14 protein-coding genes are annotated in these 19307 nt (G+C 35.9%); 8 read left to right on the top strand and 6 right to left on the bottom strand.

Annotated features, from left to right (window positions below; genetic code table 11):
* Positions 1-11: 11 nt before the first annotated feature.
* Positions 12-860, bottom strand: a complete 849-nt coding sequence (locus ASG38_RS16105) for a DUF3347 domain-containing protein (protein ID WP_056073463.1) — start codon at positions 858-860, stop codon at positions 12-14.
* 729 nt (positions 861-1589) lie between these two features.
* On the opposite strand from ASG38_RS16105, the gene ASG38_RS16095 reads away from it, so the two are divergent.
* The 4 genes from ASG38_RS16095 (at position 1590) to ASG38_RS16080 (ending at position 7556) form a co-directional block, all read left to right on the top strand.
* Entirely contained in the window at positions 1590-3686 is a 2097-nt protein-coding gene (locus tag ASG38_RS16095; RefSeq protein WP_056073458.1) for a glycoside hydrolase family 97 protein, read from the top strand.
* Between the two features lie 131 nt (positions 3687-3817).
* A complete protein-coding gene (locus ASG38_RS16090; RefSeq protein ID WP_056073456.1) occupies positions 3818-4618 on the top strand; it encodes a TIGR00266 family protein in 801 nt (266 codons plus the stop codon).
* Positions 4619-4662: 44 nt separating this feature from the next.
* Positions 4663-5118, top strand: a complete 456-nt coding sequence (locus tag ASG38_RS16085) for a DUF2750 domain-containing protein (protein WP_056073454.1) — start codon at positions 4663-4665, stop codon at positions 5116-5118.
* A 50-nt stretch (positions 5119-5168) separates the two neighbouring features.
* Complete coding sequence (locus tag ASG38_RS16080) at positions 5169-7556, top strand: mechanosensitive ion channel family protein (protein ID WP_082482247.1); 2388 nt, start codon at positions 5169-5171, stop codon at positions 7554-7556.
* A 101-nt stretch (positions 7557-7657) separates the two neighbouring features.
* Here the strand turns inward: ASG38_RS16080 and ASG38_RS16075 are convergent, their stop codons facing one another.
* Both ASG38_RS16075 and ASG38_RS16070 read right to left on the bottom strand, forming a co-directional pair.
* A complete protein-coding gene (locus tag ASG38_RS16075; RefSeq protein WP_056073452.1) occupies positions 7658-8284 on the bottom strand; it encodes a matrixin family metalloprotease in 627 nt (208 codons plus the stop codon).
* Positions 8274-10022, bottom strand: a complete 1749-nt coding sequence (locus tag ASG38_RS16070) for a DUF885 domain-containing protein (protein ID WP_056073450.1) — start codon at positions 10020-10022, stop codon at positions 8274-8276. Before ASG38_RS16070 ends, ASG38_RS16075 begins: the two co-directional genes overlap by 11 nt.
* A gap of 581 nt (positions 10023-10603) precedes the next feature.
* Between ASG38_RS16070 and ASG38_RS16060 the strand changes: the two genes are divergently transcribed.
* Positions 10604-11164 carry a DUF6642 family protein gene (locus tag ASG38_RS16060; protein WP_056073447.1) on the top strand — a complete coding sequence of 187 codons (561 nt, stop codon included), beginning with the start codon at positions 10604-10606 and terminating at the stop codon, positions 11162-11164.
* Positions 11165-11214: 50 nt separating this feature from the next.
* Here the strand turns inward: ASG38_RS16060 and ASG38_RS16055 are convergent, their stop codons facing one another.
* The gene (locus tag ASG38_RS16055; RefSeq protein WP_056073445.1) at positions 11215-12660 is read right to left on the bottom strand and encodes a glycosyltransferase family 2 protein; all 1446 of its coding nucleotides are present in this window, start codon (positions 12658-12660) and stop codon (positions 11215-11217) included.
* 293 nt (positions 12661-12953) lie between these two features.
* On the opposite strand from ASG38_RS16055, the gene ASG38_RS16050 reads away from it, so the two are divergent.
* On the top strand, positions 12954-13163 hold the full coding sequence (locus ASG38_RS16050) for a hypothetical protein (RefSeq protein WP_056073443.1): 210 nt from the start codon (positions 12954-12956) through the stop codon (positions 13161-13163).
* A gap of 109 nt (positions 13164-13272) precedes the next feature.
* Here the strand turns inward: ASG38_RS16050 and ASG38_RS16045 are convergent, their stop codons facing one another.
* On the bottom strand, positions 13273-15081 hold the full coding sequence (locus ASG38_RS16045; protein WP_056073441.1) for an ATP-dependent endonuclease: 1809 nt from the start codon (positions 15079-15081) through the stop codon (positions 13273-13275).
* A gap of 278 nt (positions 15082-15359) precedes the next feature.
* Complete coding sequence (locus ASG38_RS16040; protein ID WP_056073439.1) at positions 15360-17336, bottom strand: thiamine pyrophosphate-dependent enzyme; 1977 nt, start codon at positions 17334-17336, stop codon at positions 15360-15362.
* A gap of 192 nt (positions 17337-17528) precedes the next feature.
* Between ASG38_RS16040 and ASG38_RS16035 the strand changes: the two genes are divergently transcribed.
* Together ASG38_RS16035 and ASG38_RS16030 are read left to right on the top strand one after the other, a co-directional pair.
* Positions 17529-18479, top strand: a complete 951-nt coding sequence (locus tag ASG38_RS16035) for an isopenicillin N synthase family oxygenase (RefSeq protein WP_056073437.1) — start codon at positions 17529-17531, stop codon at positions 18477-18479.
* A 98-nt stretch (positions 18480-18577) separates the two neighbouring features.
* Entirely contained in the window at positions 18578-18967 is a 390-nt protein-coding gene (locus tag ASG38_RS16030) for a GxxExxY protein (protein ID WP_056073435.1), read from the top strand.
* Positions 18968-19307 lie beyond the last annotated feature (340 nt).

Genomic DNA, 19307 nt, shown 5'->3' with positions numbered 1-19307 from the left:
TATTTCACTTTTTACTTTATCGTTTCAACTGTCTTGCCACAAGTCAGCATCTGCGAACCATAATAAGGATTCTTAACTGCATTTTCCTTGCTTAGCCAATTGGCACCTTTGCCATCATTCGCCATAGGACAAAATTGATAATAAACCGGGACCTCATATTTTGAAACCTTAAGCAATTCATACACGCTTTTTGACAAGGTAATAAAGTGGTCTCTCTGGTGTTTTGCATCCGTAGTTTCTACAATATGCTCTGCATCCTCTTTCAGGTTATTCAGAACTTTCATCCAGACATTATGCTCCTCAGTATTCAACTCATTCATCTTTACTGCAGTTACGGCTTGAACCAAACCTTTGGCTTTTTCAGAAGCTAATTTCCCATCCGTTTTTACCAAAGCATCCTTAACATCAAAATAATTATCAAAAACAGCTTTCAGCTGACTCTGGTTCTTCTGTTCAGTTGCCTTCATATCATGTCCTGAATGTCCGGTATTTGCCATTTCCGTTTTAGCGGTCGTCTTTATGGCACGTTCATATTGACAGCATTCCGGAAGTTTTGCATAAACATCATCGGGAGCTCGGAATGAGTCACTGTCATATCCTGCCAGGGCAATGCGTTTTAAAACAGCATCCAGATTGGTAGCCTTCTGGTCATAGGCAATAGCAGCCATCTTGGTATCTTTATTCCATTCGACTTTGGCTATTTTATTGATATTTCCGGCTTTTTCAATAGTGCTTTTGCACATATTGCAATTACCATAGATTTTTACGTTTTCTTTTTTCTCGTTTTTGATTTGTGCCTCACAGGCAGTAAATACAAATACCATGGCAAATGTTGCCATTATTTTAGATAATGATTTCATTAGATTAATTTTTTAGGTATACTACTAAGCTTATTGTTATCGATTAGACAGACTTATGGCTGTCACAAAAGGATATTAGCTTATTTTGGGAGGTTGCCAGATGGAATGAAAACCCGAAGCAAAGCCTGCTTCTTTATGGTAAAATCCCAATCTTTTTTCTGTTAAGGCAAATAAATTGCTGTTAAATTCCGGAAGTATAAAAAAAGCAGCTGCATTTACACAGGAAACCGGACATATACAGGAAGCATGTTTACACTTTCCTTTACAATTATGAGAAGTGCTGTTTTTATCACAACAGTTCTCTTTCTGTTTTTTGTGAGCAGTTATTTCCTTACTGCAGTTTTTTTTCTGAGAAGATTTGTTGCAGGCGTACGAAGACTCGGGCATCATGAAGATTCCGAATATAATAAGCAGCATAAAATACAGTTTTCTCATTTCTACAGAAAAAGTAAGTTCAAAATTATAGATTTATTTTGAGTTCTTCACTAAGTATTTGTTAAAACAATTTTAGAAAAATGCTTTTTGCCCATTTTTTTACGGCTTTTAGAACAAGATTGATAAAAATAAGCTACTCAGCACTATTACGCCCCAATTTATTTGAAATTATAGTATTTTTGGCAGGAACATACTATCCTATAGGCTCTCGGTTTATCATATACTTAGTGAGGAAGTTTTGAAGAACGCTTTTAGAGACTTGAGAATTTACTATTATTAACAAACTAAAATCTTATGAAAAGACTACTGTCTGCCTTTCTCCTTATGGCATGTTGTGTCATAAATGCCCAACAGATTACGTCGCCCGACCAAAATCTTGAATTAAAATTTGGCCTTTCCTCTAAAGGAGAACCTACTTATGAACTGACTTACAAGAAAAAAGCAGTTATCAAGACCAGCAAATTAGGTCTTGAACTGAAAAACGGCACTTCATTTCTGGATGGTTTCCAGATTGACAAAACGGAAAAGAACACTTTTGATGAAACATGGAGTCCGGTTCTTGGGGAACAAAAAAACATCCGTAACCACTATAATGAGCTTTTGGTTACATTGAGCCAGAAAACTGCAAACGGACGCTTTATCAAAATTCGCTTTCGTCTGTTCAATGACGGACTCGGATTCCGATATGAATTTCCGGAACAGAAAAACCTAAACCATTTTGTTATCAAAGAAGAGAAAACACAGTTTGCTCTGGCCGGAGACCATAAAGCTTTTTGGCTTCCGGGCGACTATGATACGCAGGAATACAGCACGGTAACTTCAAATCTTTCCGAAGTGAGGGGAAAGATGAAGGCAGCTGTAACACCAAATGCTTCACAAACGACTTTCTCCCCTACCGGATTGCAAACGCCATTGATGATGAAAAGCAAGGACGGATTGTATATCAATATCCACGAAGCAGCATTGGTCGATTACTCCTGTATGTCGCTTAATCTTGACGACAGCAATATGATATTGGAATCGTGGCTGACACCCGATGCTATTGGAGACAAAGGTTATCTTCAGGCACCAACACAATCGCCATGGAGAACTATTGTGGTAAGTGACAAAGCAGCCGACATACTGGCATCAAAATTAATCCTTAACCTGAACGAACCTACAAAATATAAGGATGTTTCCTGGATAAAACCTGTGAAATATGTAGGCGTTTGGTGGGAAATGATTACAGGAAAAAGTTCCTGGGCCTATACTGATTTGGAAAGTGTACAATTAGGTGTAACCGATTATTCCAAAACCAAACCTAACGGGAAGCATGCTGCCAACACAGCCCATGTAAAAGAATATATTGATTTTGCTTCCAAGCATGGTTTTGATGCCGTGCTTGTGGAAGGCTGGAACGAAGGCTGGGAAGACTGGTTTGGAAAATCCAAAGATTATGTTTTTGATTTCGTGACGCCTTATCCTGATTTTGACGTAAAGGAACTTCACCGTTATGCCGCATCAAAAGGTGTCAAAATGATGATGCACCATGAAACATCAGGCTCTGTCACAAATTATGAACGTCATATGGACAAAGCCTACCAGTTTATGGTTGATAATGGCTATAACTCTGTTAAAAGCGGCTATGTAGGTGACATTATCCCAAGAGGAGAATTCCATTACAGCCAAACCATGATTGACCACTACCTTTATGCCATCAAAAAAGCTGCCGAATATAAAATTATGGTAAATGCCCACGAAGCGGTACGACCAACCGGATTAAGCAGAACTTATCCAAACTTAATCGGTAATGAATCTGCAAGAGGAACCGAATACGAATCATTTGGAGGAAATAATCCTGACCATACTACTATCCTGCCATTTACACGATTAATGGGCGGACCTATGGATTATACACCGGGCATTTTCCAAACTAAAATCAGTGCTTATAATCCGGAAAACAATTCTTTTGTACATACAACTTTGGCAAAACAACTGGCATTGTATGTTACGATGTACAGTCCGTTACAAATGGCTGCCGACCTTCCTGAAACCTATAACAAATTCCTTGATGCTTTCCAGTTTATCAAGGATGTGGCTGTAGACTGGGATGACACCTATATATTAGAAGCCGAACCTGGCGATTATATTACAATTGCACGTAAGGCAAAAGGAAAAAATGAATGGTTTGTAGGTGGTATTTCGGATGAAAATCCAAGAACAGCCGAAGTTACTTTCGACTACCTTCCAAAAGGAAAAACATTTACGGCTATTATCTATGCCGACGGAAAAGAGGCCAGCTATGACAAAAATCCGCAAAGCTATAGCATACGAACCGTTAAGGTAAACTCAAAGACCAAACTGAAGCAGCCAATAGCACCGGGTGGTGGTTTTGCTATCAGTATTAAATAATTTTTAGTTACAATTTAAAAGGAGCAAGTTGATTTGCTCCTTTTTTTATACCTTTAATTTTGACGAATCAATTGTAACATTTTTACGGCAAATCCTACCTATTAAATAATCAAATCAAAAAACTATACAAAATGACATCACACGAAATTGACTATCAGATTTATGGCGAAGAAATGCAATATGTGGAAATCGAACTGGATCCACAGGAAGCCGTAGTTGCCGAAGCAGGAAGCTTTATGATGATGGATAATGGCATTGCAATGGACACTATTTTTGGTGATGGTTCCAACCAAAACCAGGGCGTTATGGGCAAGCTGTTTTCTGCCGGAAAAAGACTTCTTACAGGAGAAAGCCTTTTTATGACAGTATTTCTCAATCAATATCATGCAAAACGCAAGGTAAGTTTTGCCTCTCCTTATCCCGGAAAAATCGTACCTATTGACCTGACAGAATACGGCGGGCGTTTTATCTGCCAGAAAGATGCTTTCCTTTGCGCGGCTAAAGGTGTTACCGTTGGTATTGAGTTTTCACGAAAACTCGGACGCGGACTCTTTGGTGGTGAAGGTTTTATCATGCAGAAACTGGAAGGTGACGGAATGGCATTTGTACATGCCGGAGGAACATTAGCCCGAAAAGAACTGGCTCAGGGCGAAACGCTTAAAGTTGATACCGGCTGTATTGTTGGATTTACCCAAAATGTTGATTATGATATTCAGTTCGTTGGCGGTATCAAGAATACTATTTTTGGCGGCGAAGGTTTATTTTATGCCACACTAACAGGACCGGGAATTGTCTACATTCAATCACTCCCATTTAGCAGACTTGCAGGAAGAGTCTGGGCTGCCGCACCTCAGGGAGGCGGGAAAAGCAGAGACGAAGGAAGCATTTTAGGTGGTATCGGGAATCTTTTAGACGGAGACAACAGGTTTTAGAATCCTGTAAAATTGCTACATTTACATATACAAAATATCACACCATGATTCAGGATGTACTAGAGCTGCAACAGCGCCACGAAGATTTCATCAAAAATATCTGCCAGACAGAAATCGTATTCGGACTTGAAAATAATGTAGGGTTTGCTACACTCGACTCTACAAACTATGAGAATGAAAATGGAAAACCTATGCCCGTGATGTGTTTTTGGTCTGACCGAAACAAAGCGCTTGCCTGTGCTAAAGACAAATGGAAACAATATAGACCTGCTGAAATAAAACTATCTGAATTTATTGAAGAATGGTGTGTTGGGATGTATAACGAAGGACTTCTGGCAGGCACTGATTTTGACGAAAACAAGCAAGGCAACGAATCAGACGCTTTAGAATTGTTGTTGGAAATCACTGCCGAACTGGAATCATTGGGGAAAGAACCCGAATTTAAAAAATTTGAAAACCTTGCCGATTTAGAGGAACAAATCCGGGAAATTTTAGAATAAACGAATCCATTCTATACAAACAAAAAACAATCATTAGTTTCGTATTTAGCATGAGAAATAAAACTTTATTTAAATCGTTTCCACACAACCCCACACTACTCCTCCTGTTTGTTTTATTCCTTATGACAGGAATGGCTACAGCACAGGAAAAAGAAAAAACAGCAACAAACCAACCAACCGACAGTAAAAACAAACCTTCTGTGTTTGCTGAAGATGAACTGGTTGCCAGCGACTATCTTGTTTCTATTGAAAGAGCAGGCGAAATGCTTGACAATGCCAAAAGTAAGGGTGCTCTGGATGCCGGAGTTTTATTTCTTCTTGGAGAAATGCAACAGACAGAAAAAGCCTTAAAACTTATTGATTCAAATCTTGGAGCAAAAAATAACGGTAATGTCCGCAATCAGCAGATGTATGGCAAAATCCTGTTAGAACTGCAGCAAAAATTTGAAAACTATTGGACCAGGTTAAACGAAAGTGACGAAAGGATTGTCAAAATACGGAAAGGAAATAAGGCCATTATAAATGATACAGTTTTTAGAAAACTTATCAGGGACAGCCTTCTTATCAAAGAATTCCGTCCACAGCTAAAAGAATTAAAAAATAAATGGGTTACAACAGATAGTCTTTTAAGAGCCAATATTGATTCGCTTAACAACTGGAAAAAAGGCATCGTCGAAAAAAGAATGTTGGTTTCAAAAGACCTTATCCTTGTTAACGAACGACTGAACAAATCCGGAGTTTCGCTTCTGGGCAATGAACATCCACATTTGTGGGACAGCAATGGTGACAATCAGCAGCAAATGCAAACCTATTTCCATGAAAAATTCAATGCCGAACAAAAAGCATTTTCTTATTATTTCGGTTACAGCTTTGGCAGTACTTTTCTATTATTGGTATTGGGTGGACTATTGTTATGGTGGATTAGTTTTAACCTAAAGTATTTAAAAAGAGTACATCAGATGGAATCGCTGGAAATTTTCCAGTTCCGCTATCTGAATCAGGGAGCGATATTACCGGTTATTGTGTTAATCCTTAATATAGCTATTGCCATTAACCTCTATGCTCCTGCCCTTTTTATTGAATTTACACACCTGATACTCCTGATTGCGCTGACTATACTGTTTAAAAAAGTGTGGTCTTCAAAAGCTTTCCGAAACTGGCTTTTACTGGTTGCCCTATTTGTCATGTTCAGCTTTATGGATCTTTTTTTTGAAGTAAGCCGAATCCAGCGTTGTATTTTTATTCTGGTCAATCTTGCCAGCATCCGCTTCGGACTCGCTTATCTGAAAACCATACAGGAAGAAATGTATATCAAAGGTCTTTTAAAATATGCCAAAATCTTGTTCCTGACATTGAACATATTGGCGGTGATTTTTAATGTATTTGGCCGTGTTTCCTTAGCACATACGCTAAGTCTGGCCGCTGTTATTGCATTGACACAGGTTATAGCCCTTTCCGTATTCCTAAAAATTATATTGGAGATGATAACACTGCAAATTTATGCCATACGCATCCGCAGGGGAATTGTGAAAATTTTTGACTTCAGGAATCTTGAAAAAAACCTCAAAAAACCATTCATGCTTCTCATTGTTTATTTGTGGATAATTGTCATAGCTTCCAATTTGAATCTTTCCAATATATTTTATGATTCCATCTCATCGCTGCTCACCACACAAAACAAAATAGGTAATTTCTCCTTTACGGTAGGTAATATATTGTTATTCCTGTTAATCGTCTGGATTGCCCATATCATCCAGAAATATGTGGCTTACTTTTTTGGTGAGATTGACGATGAAGACGAAGAAACCATCAACAAAAAACAACACTCCAAACTATTGATTACACGGCTTCTGCTCCTTATTTTAGGCTATCTTCTTGCCATTTCTGCCGCCGGAATTCCTTTGGATAAGATTGCTATTGTTTTAGGAGCATTGGGTGTTGGAGTTGGTTTGGGATTGCAGAATATTGTCAACAATTTTGTGTCGGGTGTTATCCTTATTTTTGACAAGCCCATCCAGATTGGTGATGTGATTGATGTAGGCTCCCAATCCGGAAGAGTAAAAACCATAGGTTTGAGAACCACTAAAATTGATACTTCTAATGGTGCCGAAGTTATTGTTCCTAATGGAAACATTTTGTCGCAAAATATCGTCAATTGGACCTATACTAATAATTCCAAGTTAGTTGACATGAGTTTTACATTACAAGGAGAAATCTCTCAGGAACAAATAAAAGCAACAATTGTTAGCTCTATCAAAGAGATTCCAACAATTTATTCTGAAAAAGAGCCCCGGCTTTTTTACAACTTTATTTCTGATACGAAATACCAGCTAAAAATTCAGTTCTGGTGCAATATCTATAGAACTGAAGCAGCCATTAGTGAAGCAAGAATCGTACTTTATGAAGAGTTTAAAAAACAAGGCGTTAGTTTTGAGTAAGGTGATTTCCCGAATAGGTCTATATTAAAAAACTTTGCGGCCCTGCGTCTTTGCGAGCAATTATTTCACGCAAAGACGCAGGGCCGCAAAGCATAATATATTTAAAACCCTATTTCTTGCCTGCAATCCTCACATAAAGAAAGACTTTCATTGTCAATAGTAGCAATACTTTCAACAGCATCTGTCATTACGCATTTTTTATTTTTGCAATGCGGCAACCCTAAATTATGTCCGAGTTCATGGATGGTTATTTTTGTTAATCGCTCCAATCGGACATTCGGATTTTTATGATGCAACCTAAATGTAGAAATAATACAACTTTTTCCGGGACAAAATCCAAGCCCCATCACACCCCAATCTGTATATTTTGAGGCAGGTTTTATAACTTCTCCACTACTTTCTCTCTTTGTGGTCGAAATATCTTTTACTGTCAGGCCAACAACGAAATCCAAAGAATCGGGCAAGTTCCGCTTTTGTATCCTGATAATACTGTCTGCTCTATAACGAGGCGATTTTATATTTACATAGGCTTGTTTGTATAACTCCTTATGAGGAAGAATGACAGTTCTTACATTATAAAAACTGTCAATTACTTCTGCCATAAGCGTAACCTGTTGTTTAGGAAATGCTCCATAAGGTTGAATGCCTACTATTTTTTTGTTGTTTTTTTGACACGAAAAAAGAACAACCAAAAAGATAAGGGACAGATAACGCTGCTTACTTTTCATTTTGCATCAATTCCTTGATGTATTTCACAGGTGCGCTGCCATAGCTTAAGAATTTTTCATGAAAATGTTTCAGGTTAAAATTCTTGCCTTGCTGTTTTTTCAATTGTTCTCTAAAATCATAGATTTCTGTATAGCCGGTAAAATAAGAACAAAGTTGTACTTGTGACAATGTTACGCGTTTCCATTTCCCTTCTGCTTCCGCATCCTGCTGGAATGCTTCCTTGGTGAGCAGATGAATGCCTTCTTCTTTTGACATATTTCGGGTATGCACGCTGTTGTCCAAAATGGTATTGCAGATTGTTCTCAGATTCCACTTATAATACATCAGCCACATTTCATCTGAATTTTTATAGCCGCTTTCCAACATCATCCTTTCCGTATAAACTGCCCAACCTTCAATCATGGCTCCATTTCCTAAAATAGCCTTTATAAGGCTTGGCGATTGATTGCTGTAAACCAATTGAGTATAATGCCCAGGAATAGCCTCATGAATATTCAATATCTGTAAAATATAGTCATTATATTCTCTTAGATAGCTTTCCGCATCAGCCGCAGACCAACCGGAAAGGCTTCCAACATTATAATAGGTATTGCCGTTTTTGTCATAAGGACCAGGTGCTGAGATTGAAGCTCCGGCCACACCCGCCATATAATCCGGCTCTTTTCGAACAACCAAAGGCTTGGACGGGTCAATATAAATAAGGTCTTTGGCCTTGACGTAGGCTGTCAGTTCAGGAATCTGCTTCTCAATTTCAGATTGGAATTTTTCAGGTGTGGTGTGCTGTAATGATATTTTGTCGATTACCTGTTTGATAAGTTCCAGCTTATCGGCAGGTTTTGGCGCATTACCTAAATATTTGCTCCATAGCTTGTCGGCCAAAACAAACATTTTGTCATGCAATTCTTTTTTCTGCTCTATCGCTTTTTGATATATCTGCTCCGCATTATAACCGGACTGAATGTCAAAATCAAACTTTTTTGCATAGAGTTCTTTTCCAAGTCGGAAAGAACGAGGTGATTTATTATCCAGCTTCTGCAACCAGGCAGCATAGTCCTGAATGGCCTTTACAGATGTTTTTACCTTTGCCAGAATGGCTTCTTTTTCTTCTTTGCCTAATTTGCTTTTTGCAACAGCAGCTTTGAGGTCGGTTTCAAAAACAGAAATACCACCCAGATTTTGGGCAATGGCCAACTGCGTATGTTCAAGAGTAGGATTCTTAATATTCTTCTTCGCCGCTTCAAAATAGGCCGGAATATTATCCATTTTAAGACTGATGTTTTTCAGGCGTGCTTCAAGCGAATCGTAATTTCCATTCAGCATTTCTGCAAAAGAACCACTTACGTTATAGGCAGAAGGGTCCCATTCGTCTGATTTTACTTCCTTGATATTAAAAACAATAGATTCCAGAAGATTTTTAATCATATGGTAATCGGTCTTGTTATTATCTGACAGATTTTCTAAAGAATATTTTTTTAATGAATCCAGCTGAATGGCAGAAAACTGTAACTGTTTTTGCTCATAGGCATCGTCAGGAATCAGCAATACACTATCGTATTTATGATAACCCTGGCTAGAAGCCCAGCCCGGATTGAGTTTCCATAACTCATCAACAAAATGTTCTTTATAGTTTTCAAAATGAATATCTGAAAACTCTTCTGCAACCGTATCGGTCTTGACTGTCATATTACAGGAATAAAGAGAAGCCAAAACAGCTAACGAGAGGAATGTTTTTTTCATAGTAAAGAAATAAATTAAGGCTTAAAGATAAGAAAATGTTTATGAGAAGGAATTATTTAAAAATTTTATAAAACTTTGGATAAATTTGATAGGTTCATCAACAAAACTCTAACTAATGGAAAACATTAAAAACAAACAACATTATAAGTTCATTATCTTTTCTTTTATCTTGATAAACATATGGACTTTGTATGGCTTTTTTGACTATTTCACTGATAAAGATTTGATATTTCATGGTCTAGGACTATTTATATTTTATATATATAGTATTTTCTCTTGTCTTATTTTTGGGGCTATATTAATTCTTCTGAGAATTTTATATTTCAAAAAAGAACGAAAAGATAAATTAAGAACCAATTTCTTTTATCTTTTTACCGGCATTTTCAATACTTATATTTTTATTGTCTGGCTTGTCTGTCTTTCTCTAAAAATATTTGGACATTTATTATAAAAAGAATCTGAAAACGACAAACCATGCAGTTGTTCGAGATATTTAACCTTTATTTATATATAACAAATAAAAAGACGAACTAATAACCGTCAAATAAAAAACTATCTTTGTTATATCCTACACCTATTTTATGGATAATGACAAATTCATCTTCTGTCTTGAAGCAGTACCGGATATCGATTCAGAAAGCACGACAGCAACTTTTAAAAGTTTAGAAAAACTGGCTCTTCAAACAGGCATTGACAGTATTTACAAAACCTGTGATACGATAGAAGGATTAGAAGAAAGCCTGAATGCTTTGTTGTATGAAGACCATAATTTCAAAAATTATGAAATTATCTATTTAGTCGTTCCCGGCGAAGGAAATACTATTTGCCTGAATAACTATTACTACAGCCTTGAAGAAATTGCTGAACTATTTGAAGGAAAAATGAAAGGGAAAATCCTGCATTTTGCCAATACCAAATCTTTGGATTTAGACCAAGAAGAAGCGCAATATTTTTTAGATGTTAGCGGAGCCAAAGCTGTTTCCGGTTTTGGTTTACGCTCCGGCAAAGCAAATAGTAACCCGTTAGACAATGCCTTTTTTAGCTTCTGTCAGGATGAAGATAATGTAATTGAAATTGTAGAACTATTGCATGAAAAATATTATGCAGCATGTAAGTTGCTGGATTTTAGATTGTACTATTAAAAAAAACAGCCACTTTTTCAAGTAGCTGTTAAAATTTAATTTTTAATACATTAGCGCGTAAGCCAGCCTCTTTTACCTGCTGTAGCTATAGCATATGGTGTAATCCAAAACAATCCAAACGTATATAAAATGCTATACGAATACGCCCATAACGATTCAGAAAAATTATGGCGTTTTGCATAAAAGAACACCGGAAAGCTCGAAAATATCAATATCCCTAAAAGCGTAGAACTAAAAAACAGTACCGGATGTATTAATATAAAATACAACATGAATAAAAGGAATGGATAAGCCATAGCAAGAGTCAGAAACTGATTTAAGAACATCAATCTTGCCCCTGCTTTCGATTCCTTTCTAAAGTTCTTGAAAACAAATTTCGACATCATCAGGTTTTCACGCACATTACTTCTTCCCCATCTGATAAACATTTTAGATAAGCCTTCATATTTTTCAGGAACATTTGTAAGCACATAAGCATTTCTCTGGAACAGCACATGATAACCCTGTTTTAGAATCATGTTGGTCATAGCGCGGTCTTCACCTATATCTGAAGCCTGTCCCATAAAAGTCTGGTTAATCCATTCCGGTAAACAGGCAAATACGGCTGAGCTTCTATAAGCCGCCAAGGCTCCCGGTGTACATAACACCGTACCAACCTTACTTTCTGCCGAACGGATAAATTCAAAACTCATCACAAAACTTACATTAAGCATTTTTGGAAGTATGGCTTTTTCATTGTTGAGCACTCTCACATTTCCTGCAACTGCACCGCAATTTTCATTGGTCACAAAAGGACTCACAAGATTTCTCAATGTATCGGTTTTAACGATAGAATCACTATCAATCGTAACAAATATTTCTCCTGTCCCCATATTAAATCCACGGTAAAGCGCATGACGTTTTCCTTTATTTTCAGGCTGTTGGTAAATAGACAAACGGTTTCCTAAACGCTTTTTGGCCTGTTGCATCCAATACCACGTATCGTCCTGGCTTCCATCATCAATTGCCAATAATTGCAGTTTTTCCTGTGGATAGTCGCTTTCCGCTATACTTAGTAAAGTATCCCATACAAGTTTACCTTCGTTATAAGCGGGAACTATTACCGTACAGGTTGGCAATAATTCATCTGTAACCGATTTTACAGGCTTGTATCTAAAATACAGGTAAATACTATAAAGTATAAAACCTGCCTTAAATAACAACAGGGCACTTGCAAGAACCAGGAAAGGAAAGCCTATAGTAGAATTAAGCCTTTCAACATTAAACTGATAAAACTCCGGTTGCAGCTCATATACTAAATAAGTTCCAATAATCATCAATAGGAACGTGCCTGCCAATATCATGAGGTTTATTTTTTTCGGAGAACGAAAAAAGAGCATTTTTTCGAGTACAAGACTGTTTATCTGAAAGATAAAATTTGTCAGGCTTTGCTCTTCTTGGCAGACCTCTTTTTTTGAAGAATAAAATTCTTTTGAAGTAATTGTTTCGCTTTTCATTGTCGTAAAATTGAGTTTAGTTAATGGTGGTGTATGGCGATTTCTTCTCTGTTTGTAAGATTTTCCTTTTGTGGAAAACCGTAGAATGTTATAAGAAAGAACTCACAACAACACGGTTAGCAAGTGCCATGCCATTTGGAAAAGCCCCTATAATCAGGGACATTTAACATTTTGTAAACAACCCCAAAGTGTAGACTTTTTTCACACTATTCCCCAACTCTCCTGTGGTTTTAGATAATCTGAATTTGCAATTTCAAACTCAAAAAAATATTAAATGAATACATTGTTATACTATGTATTTTGTTATATCGTTTCATGAACAAAGATTCAAGGAAGACAAATCGGAAGTGAAAAACTCATTTGTAATGCCTACTCTCGGAATAGGAATTACCTACAATTATAGGAAATTAGCCCTACAGATTCCGCTATATTATAATGCGAAAACGGCAACAGCAGATGGAAGATGGAATGTAGGTATTGGCGTGGGTATAAAGCTGAAATAAGAAGCAACAATAATCATAAATAATAAAGGTGTAGATTTCTCTACACCTTTTATTATTACTTTATAACTTATTTTAATCCTACTAAAATCATTAAATCTTTTCTCTAAATCTAGCTTTCAAATGATTTTTCAATAAAATTAAAAACATCTTCAAAATTCATAATTGTCTGTTTATCAAGCTTAGATTTTGTTATTTTTTTATTATCAACTTTTTCAAAAAATTCTTTAGAAAAAATTATTTTCCTGCTACCTATAATTTCTGAAGGTAATTTATTCGCATTAATATTAAACTTTTCATCTACCAATAGAAAGTCTTTCAATGTAAACATATCTTCAATTTCTTTAAATTCAAGTAACTTTATTTTTTTATTTGTCAATTCTTCATCATTACCAAAAATAGCTTCTTTTAACTCATTCTTTGTCGCTTTTGGATTTTCTCCATGGTCCATGATTAATACCCAATTCAATCCATATCCTATACAAAAAGAAATTAAAGGAAATATTTTTGACGATTTAATACCTATACTCGGCACAAACTTATAATTTATATTCTTATTTAAAATTTTTGCCATAGCACTCAAATACCAAAAATCTGATATACCTTCAAGCAATACATTTTTTTCAGAGAGTACAGAAAATTCTTTTAAAGGATAAAGCCCCATGGCTTCGGCTATTGGTTGTAAGGCATCCCTTTTATTCGTTGTATCTAATTTTGATGATGTCAGTCCTTCAACTATTGTCCCTCTATCATTTGTATTTAAAACTAAACCAATATTATGTAACTTATCTGTTTCAATTAATGATGGTAGGTGTGTGGAATAAATGATTTGATGTCCTTTTTTTTTCAAACGTTTAAAAACATTTAACATGTCACTATTTGCTTTAACATGCAAATGAAGTCCTGGTTCATCAAATAACAATACCATATGCCTATCATTTTCATTATATTTTAATTCAAGCCACAAAGAAAGAAACCATATCATTCCTTTACTTCTTTTTCTTGGCTCAAGCAAAACTCCTTCTTTCGATTCTAGATAGAAAAAAACGATAGGACGGCCCTTTGAGTCATTTTGTAAATCAAATAAAATTTTTATCTCACTTTGATTATCAATCCTCTGTTTCCAATCATTTTGTAATGTCACAGATATATGCTTTGACGCACCATCTACGGAAGATCTTTTTTGGGCATTAGTTTTTTTAGATAGCTTTATAAAATCTTCTTTTAAAAGTGCTTGTATTTTATGTACAGCATTGTAGCCTTTAGCTTCTTCATTTTCATTTTCTAAATCATTAACCAAAATTGAATCAGGCAAAATATCATTAAACTCACTAAAAAGAGTTATCATAGGTGTGCATCTCCACAATGAATTAATAATTTCTTCTGTTTTTTCTTTAAAATCTAGAAAAGGAATATCTTTATTAATGTACACTTGTCCAACATCTTGAATTTTAATGGTATAATACCCCATTGAAGATTTTATAATACCCAATGAGTTTTTATCTATTTCAGATTTCATATAGTCTATATCATCAGGCTCTTTATTTAAATCGAATATTCTAGAAATTGTAAATTGTTTTATTTTATTAAATTTTAATTTATCTAATAAAGGAAATTTTTCAAAATCAAACTCTTTGTATTTTTCATCCAACAACTCTTTAATTTCTTCTTCAAAACCTTCCAATATATCATTATTATTAATATATGTTATAGAAATTTTCTGTATAAGATTTCCTTTATCTTGTTCTTCAAAATTGAGATTTTCAATACTTGTGCTTTTATCTTCATAAGCTTGAATTGCTTCTAGAATTGAACTTTTTCCCGCTTCATTTTGTCCTGCCAAAACAAAAATGTTATCAGTAATTTCAATAGTAGTATTTATTATACTTTTAAAATTCTGAATTTCAATTTTTTTTATCATCTACTTAAAACTTATTTTAAACACTTACTAATTTTTTAATTTTTCAATATATAATATACCCTCCCTATTTTATAAAACATCGCGGCTCTTCCGTATCAAAGCCTAAAGTTTTATATCATTTTCTATTATAGATCAATTCTTATATTATACAATTGTATAATTAATCTTCAAAACTAAATTACGGTTTTCCATAATCTTGAATTTTTCAAATTATTAAACATAAAAAAATCCCATTCTAAAAGGAATGAGATTTTTTTAAAATTCTATTATTCTATAATTTAGTAAGCCATCAACTCTTTCAAAGCTTCTTCAAAACGTCCTCTGCTCAAAAACTGGTCTTCCAATGCTTTCGTAAATGGAATTGGAGAATCCAGGCTCGACACGCGTTTTACCGGCCCGTCAAGATATTCAAAACAATTTTCCATAATCATGGCAGAAATATCGCTGGCAACACCGCCAAACATCGTATCTTCCTGAAGAATAATTGCTTTTCCTGTCTTTTTTACAGAAGCATAAATTGCTTCAGTGTCTAATGGCTGCAATGTTCTTAAATCTAACAAATCAGCAGAAATTTCCGGATTCTTAGCCAAAGTTTCCAAAGCCCAATGTACGGCAGCTCCAAAAGCAATGATTGTTACATCTTTACCTTCTTTCAGCAAAGAAGCTTTTCCCAGTGGAAGCGTGTAGTAATCTTTTGGCACATCCTGATAAATGCTTCTGTACAATAGTTTATGTTCAAAAAACAATACCGGATTCGGGTCATTGATAGAAGTATTCAAAAGTCCTTTGGCATCATACGGAAAAGCAGGATAAACCACTTTTAATCCCGGTGTTTTTGTAAACCATGCTTCATTAGTCTGTGAGTGGAAAGGCCCTGCCTGAGTACCTCCACCGCAAGGCATTCTGACTACCACGTCGGCTTTTTCCAGCCAACGGTAGTGTGATTTAGCCAAAAGGTTTACAATAGGATTAAAACCTGTTGATACAAAATCAGCAAACTGCATTTCAACAATAGCTTTATATCCGTTAATTGAAAGTCCCATTCCGGCAGATACCACGGCACTTTCACATATAGGTGTATTGATAATCCTTTCTTTTCCAAACTGGGCTACAAAACCGTCTGTAATCTTAAAAGCACCTCCATATTCGGCAATATCCTGCCCCATGATAACCAGATTTTCATGGCGTTCCATAGACTGTTTCAAGCTATTGGAAATCGCATCAATAAGACGAATATTTATCTTTTTATCTGAAGGAGTAACTTCTTCAAAATCATATGGTTTGTAAACGTCATTTAATTCTTCTTCATAAGTAGCTGTGATTTCAGGTTCGGCTTGCACCATGGCCCAATTCTCATCAATTTCCTTTTTAATTTCAGAACGGATTTCATCATCTTGTTCCTGTGTAAGCACTCCCGCTTCTGAAAGAAATTTTCTGTAATTATCTACCGGGTCTTTAATAGCCCACATATCCATTAATTCCTGTGGTACATATTTGGTGCCACTGGCCTCTTCATGGCCTCGCATTCTGAAAGTTTTAAATTCCAGCAAAACCGGTCTTGGATTTTCAATCATCGAAACTTTCAGTTCTGATAGCTTGGTAAAAACTTCCAAAATATTGTTTCCATCAATAATATGCGACTCCATTCCGTAACCTATGCCTCTATCGGCAAGATTTTCGCAACGGTATTGCTCGTTCGTTGGTGTAGAAAGTCCGTAACCGTTGTTTTCAATTACAAACATCACAGGCAATTCCCATACCGAAGCAATATTCAAAGCTTCATGAAAATCTCCTTCGCTGGTAGCGCCTTCTCCCGTAAACACAGCCGTAACTTTTCCGTTCTTTTTTAGTTTGTTGGCCAGGGCGATTCCATCGGCAATCCCCATCTGAGGACCCAAATGCGAAATCATTCCTATAATCTTATATTCCTGTGTTCCGAAGTGAAATGAACGGTCGCGTCCTTTAGTAAAACCATTGGCCTTTCCCTGCCATTGCGAAAATAATCGGTAAAGAGGAATGTCTCTTCCTGTAAAAACGCCAAGGTTTCTGTGCATTGGAAGGATATATTCATCCTTATCCAAAACAGCAGTAACACCACATGCTATTGCCTCCTGCCCGATTCCGGAAAACCATTTGGAAACTTTCCCTTGACGGATAAGAATCAGCATCTTTTCTTCAATCAATCGGGGCTTTAAAATTCTTTTATATAAATCTAATAATTGTTCGTTGGTTAGGTTTTTTCTGTCGAAATTCATAATAGTTACGAAAAGGTTTGCGCAATTTTTTAGCTCGCCCAAAAGTATAAAAAAATAACAGCATAAACTCTTAATGTTACAGAATTTTCTATTGTTAATAACTTTTGAAATTAAATTCTCAAAATAATCTATACATTTGTGATAACAAGGCTTGACGCCTAGCAAAGTTATTAACATATATTTTTAAAGAGTATGCAAAATATTCCTAGTGTTGACTTGCGTGATTTCCTTTCGGACGACCCGAAACGTAAACAAAAATTTGTAAATGAAATCGGAAAAGCTTTCGAAGATATAGGCTTCGTAGCATTAAAAGGTCATTTTTTAGATGACAAACTTGTAGATGAGCTGTATGGCGAAATCAGAAATTTCTTCGCCCTGCCATTAGAAACCAAAAGCAGTTATGAAATCCCTGGTATTGGAGGACAGCGTGGTTATGTTTCCTTTGGAAAAGAACACGCTAAAGGGAAAAAAGAAGGTGATTTGAAAGAATTCTGGCACTTTGGCCAGTATGTAGATAAAAATTCAAGATGGGCTGAAGAATATCCTGACAATGTTGAGGTTAAAGAATTACCTCGATTTAATGAAGTAGGAAAAGAAGCCTACCAGATGCTGGAAAAAACAGGAATTTATGTATTGAGAGCATTGGCATTACACTTAGGTCTGGACGAATTCTATTTCGACAAATATGCTGAAGAAGGAAATTCTATATTACGTCCTATCCACTACCCGCCAATTACGCAAGAGCCGGAAAATGCTATCCGTGCCGCAGCACATGGCGATATTAACCTGATTACTTTATTGATGGGTGCTCAAGGCCGCGGACTTCAGGTGCAAAACCACAATGGCGACTGGATTGATGCTATTGCAGAACCAGACGAACTGGTAATCAATGTAGGCGATATGCTTTCAAGACATACCAATAACAAGCTAAAATCTACTATTCACCAGGTAGTCAATCCTCCAAGAGAATTATGGGGAACTTCCCGTTATTCCATTCCGTTTTTTATGCACCCGGTAAGCGATATGCGTTTGGACTGCCTTGAAAACTGTATCGATGAAGAAAATCCAAAATTATATGAAGACATTTCAGCCGGAGAATTCCTGCACGAACGTTTGGTTGATTTGGGATTAATCAAAAAATAAGTTTTACATTTATACTTTATTAGAAAGACATTGAGTTTTGCTTGATGTCTTTTTGATTTTTTACAATACAAGATATTAGCCATGTAAATTTAAATGTTATGGAAACGAATGAACTGCTCCACAAGGAATTGACTGGAGATATCCTAAAACTATATTACGAAGTTTATAATGAATTGGGATATGGCTTTTTGGAAAGAGTTTATCAAAATGCTCTCTTTTATGAACTGAAATCCAACGGTTTTAAAGTTGAAGCCCAAAAAAGGATTCCGGTTTATTATAAAAACATGATTGTTGAGGACTATTTTGCTGACCTGATAGTAAATGACAGTGTAATTTTAGAATTAAAAGCAGTAGAAAGCTTAACAAAAGAACATCATTATCAGATTATAAACTATCTGCGAGGAACAGAATGTGAAGTCGGATTAGTCCTGAATTTTGGAAGAAAAGTCCAATTCATGCGCCGAGTTTACGAGAATTATAAAAAATAAAATCCGCGAATACCAGCGTCATCCGCATTATCCGCGTTCAATAAAACAGAATTAGATTATAAATTATCTAACAGGAGCAGAATATGAAATCGGATTAATACTGAATTTTGGCAAAAGCCCGATTCATGTGCCGGGTTTACGAAAATCATAAAAATAAATCCGCGAAAATCAGTGTTATCCGCCTTTATCCGCATTCAATAAAACAGAATTAGATTATAAATTATCTAACAGGAGCAGAATATGAAACCGTATTAATACTGAATTTTGGCAAAAGTCTGATTCATGCGCCGAGTTTACGAAAATCATAAAAATAAATCCGCGAATATCAGCGTCATCCGCC

It is taken from the genome of Flavobacterium sp. Leaf359 (assembly GCF_001423985.1).
Classification (GTDB): Bacteria; Bacteroidota; Bacteroidia; order Flavobacteriales; family Flavobacteriaceae; genus Flavobacterium; species Flavobacterium lindanitolerans.
The sequence above is the reverse complement of the archived record's forward strand: the minus strand, read 5'-3'. Positions and strand labels throughout refer to the sequence as shown.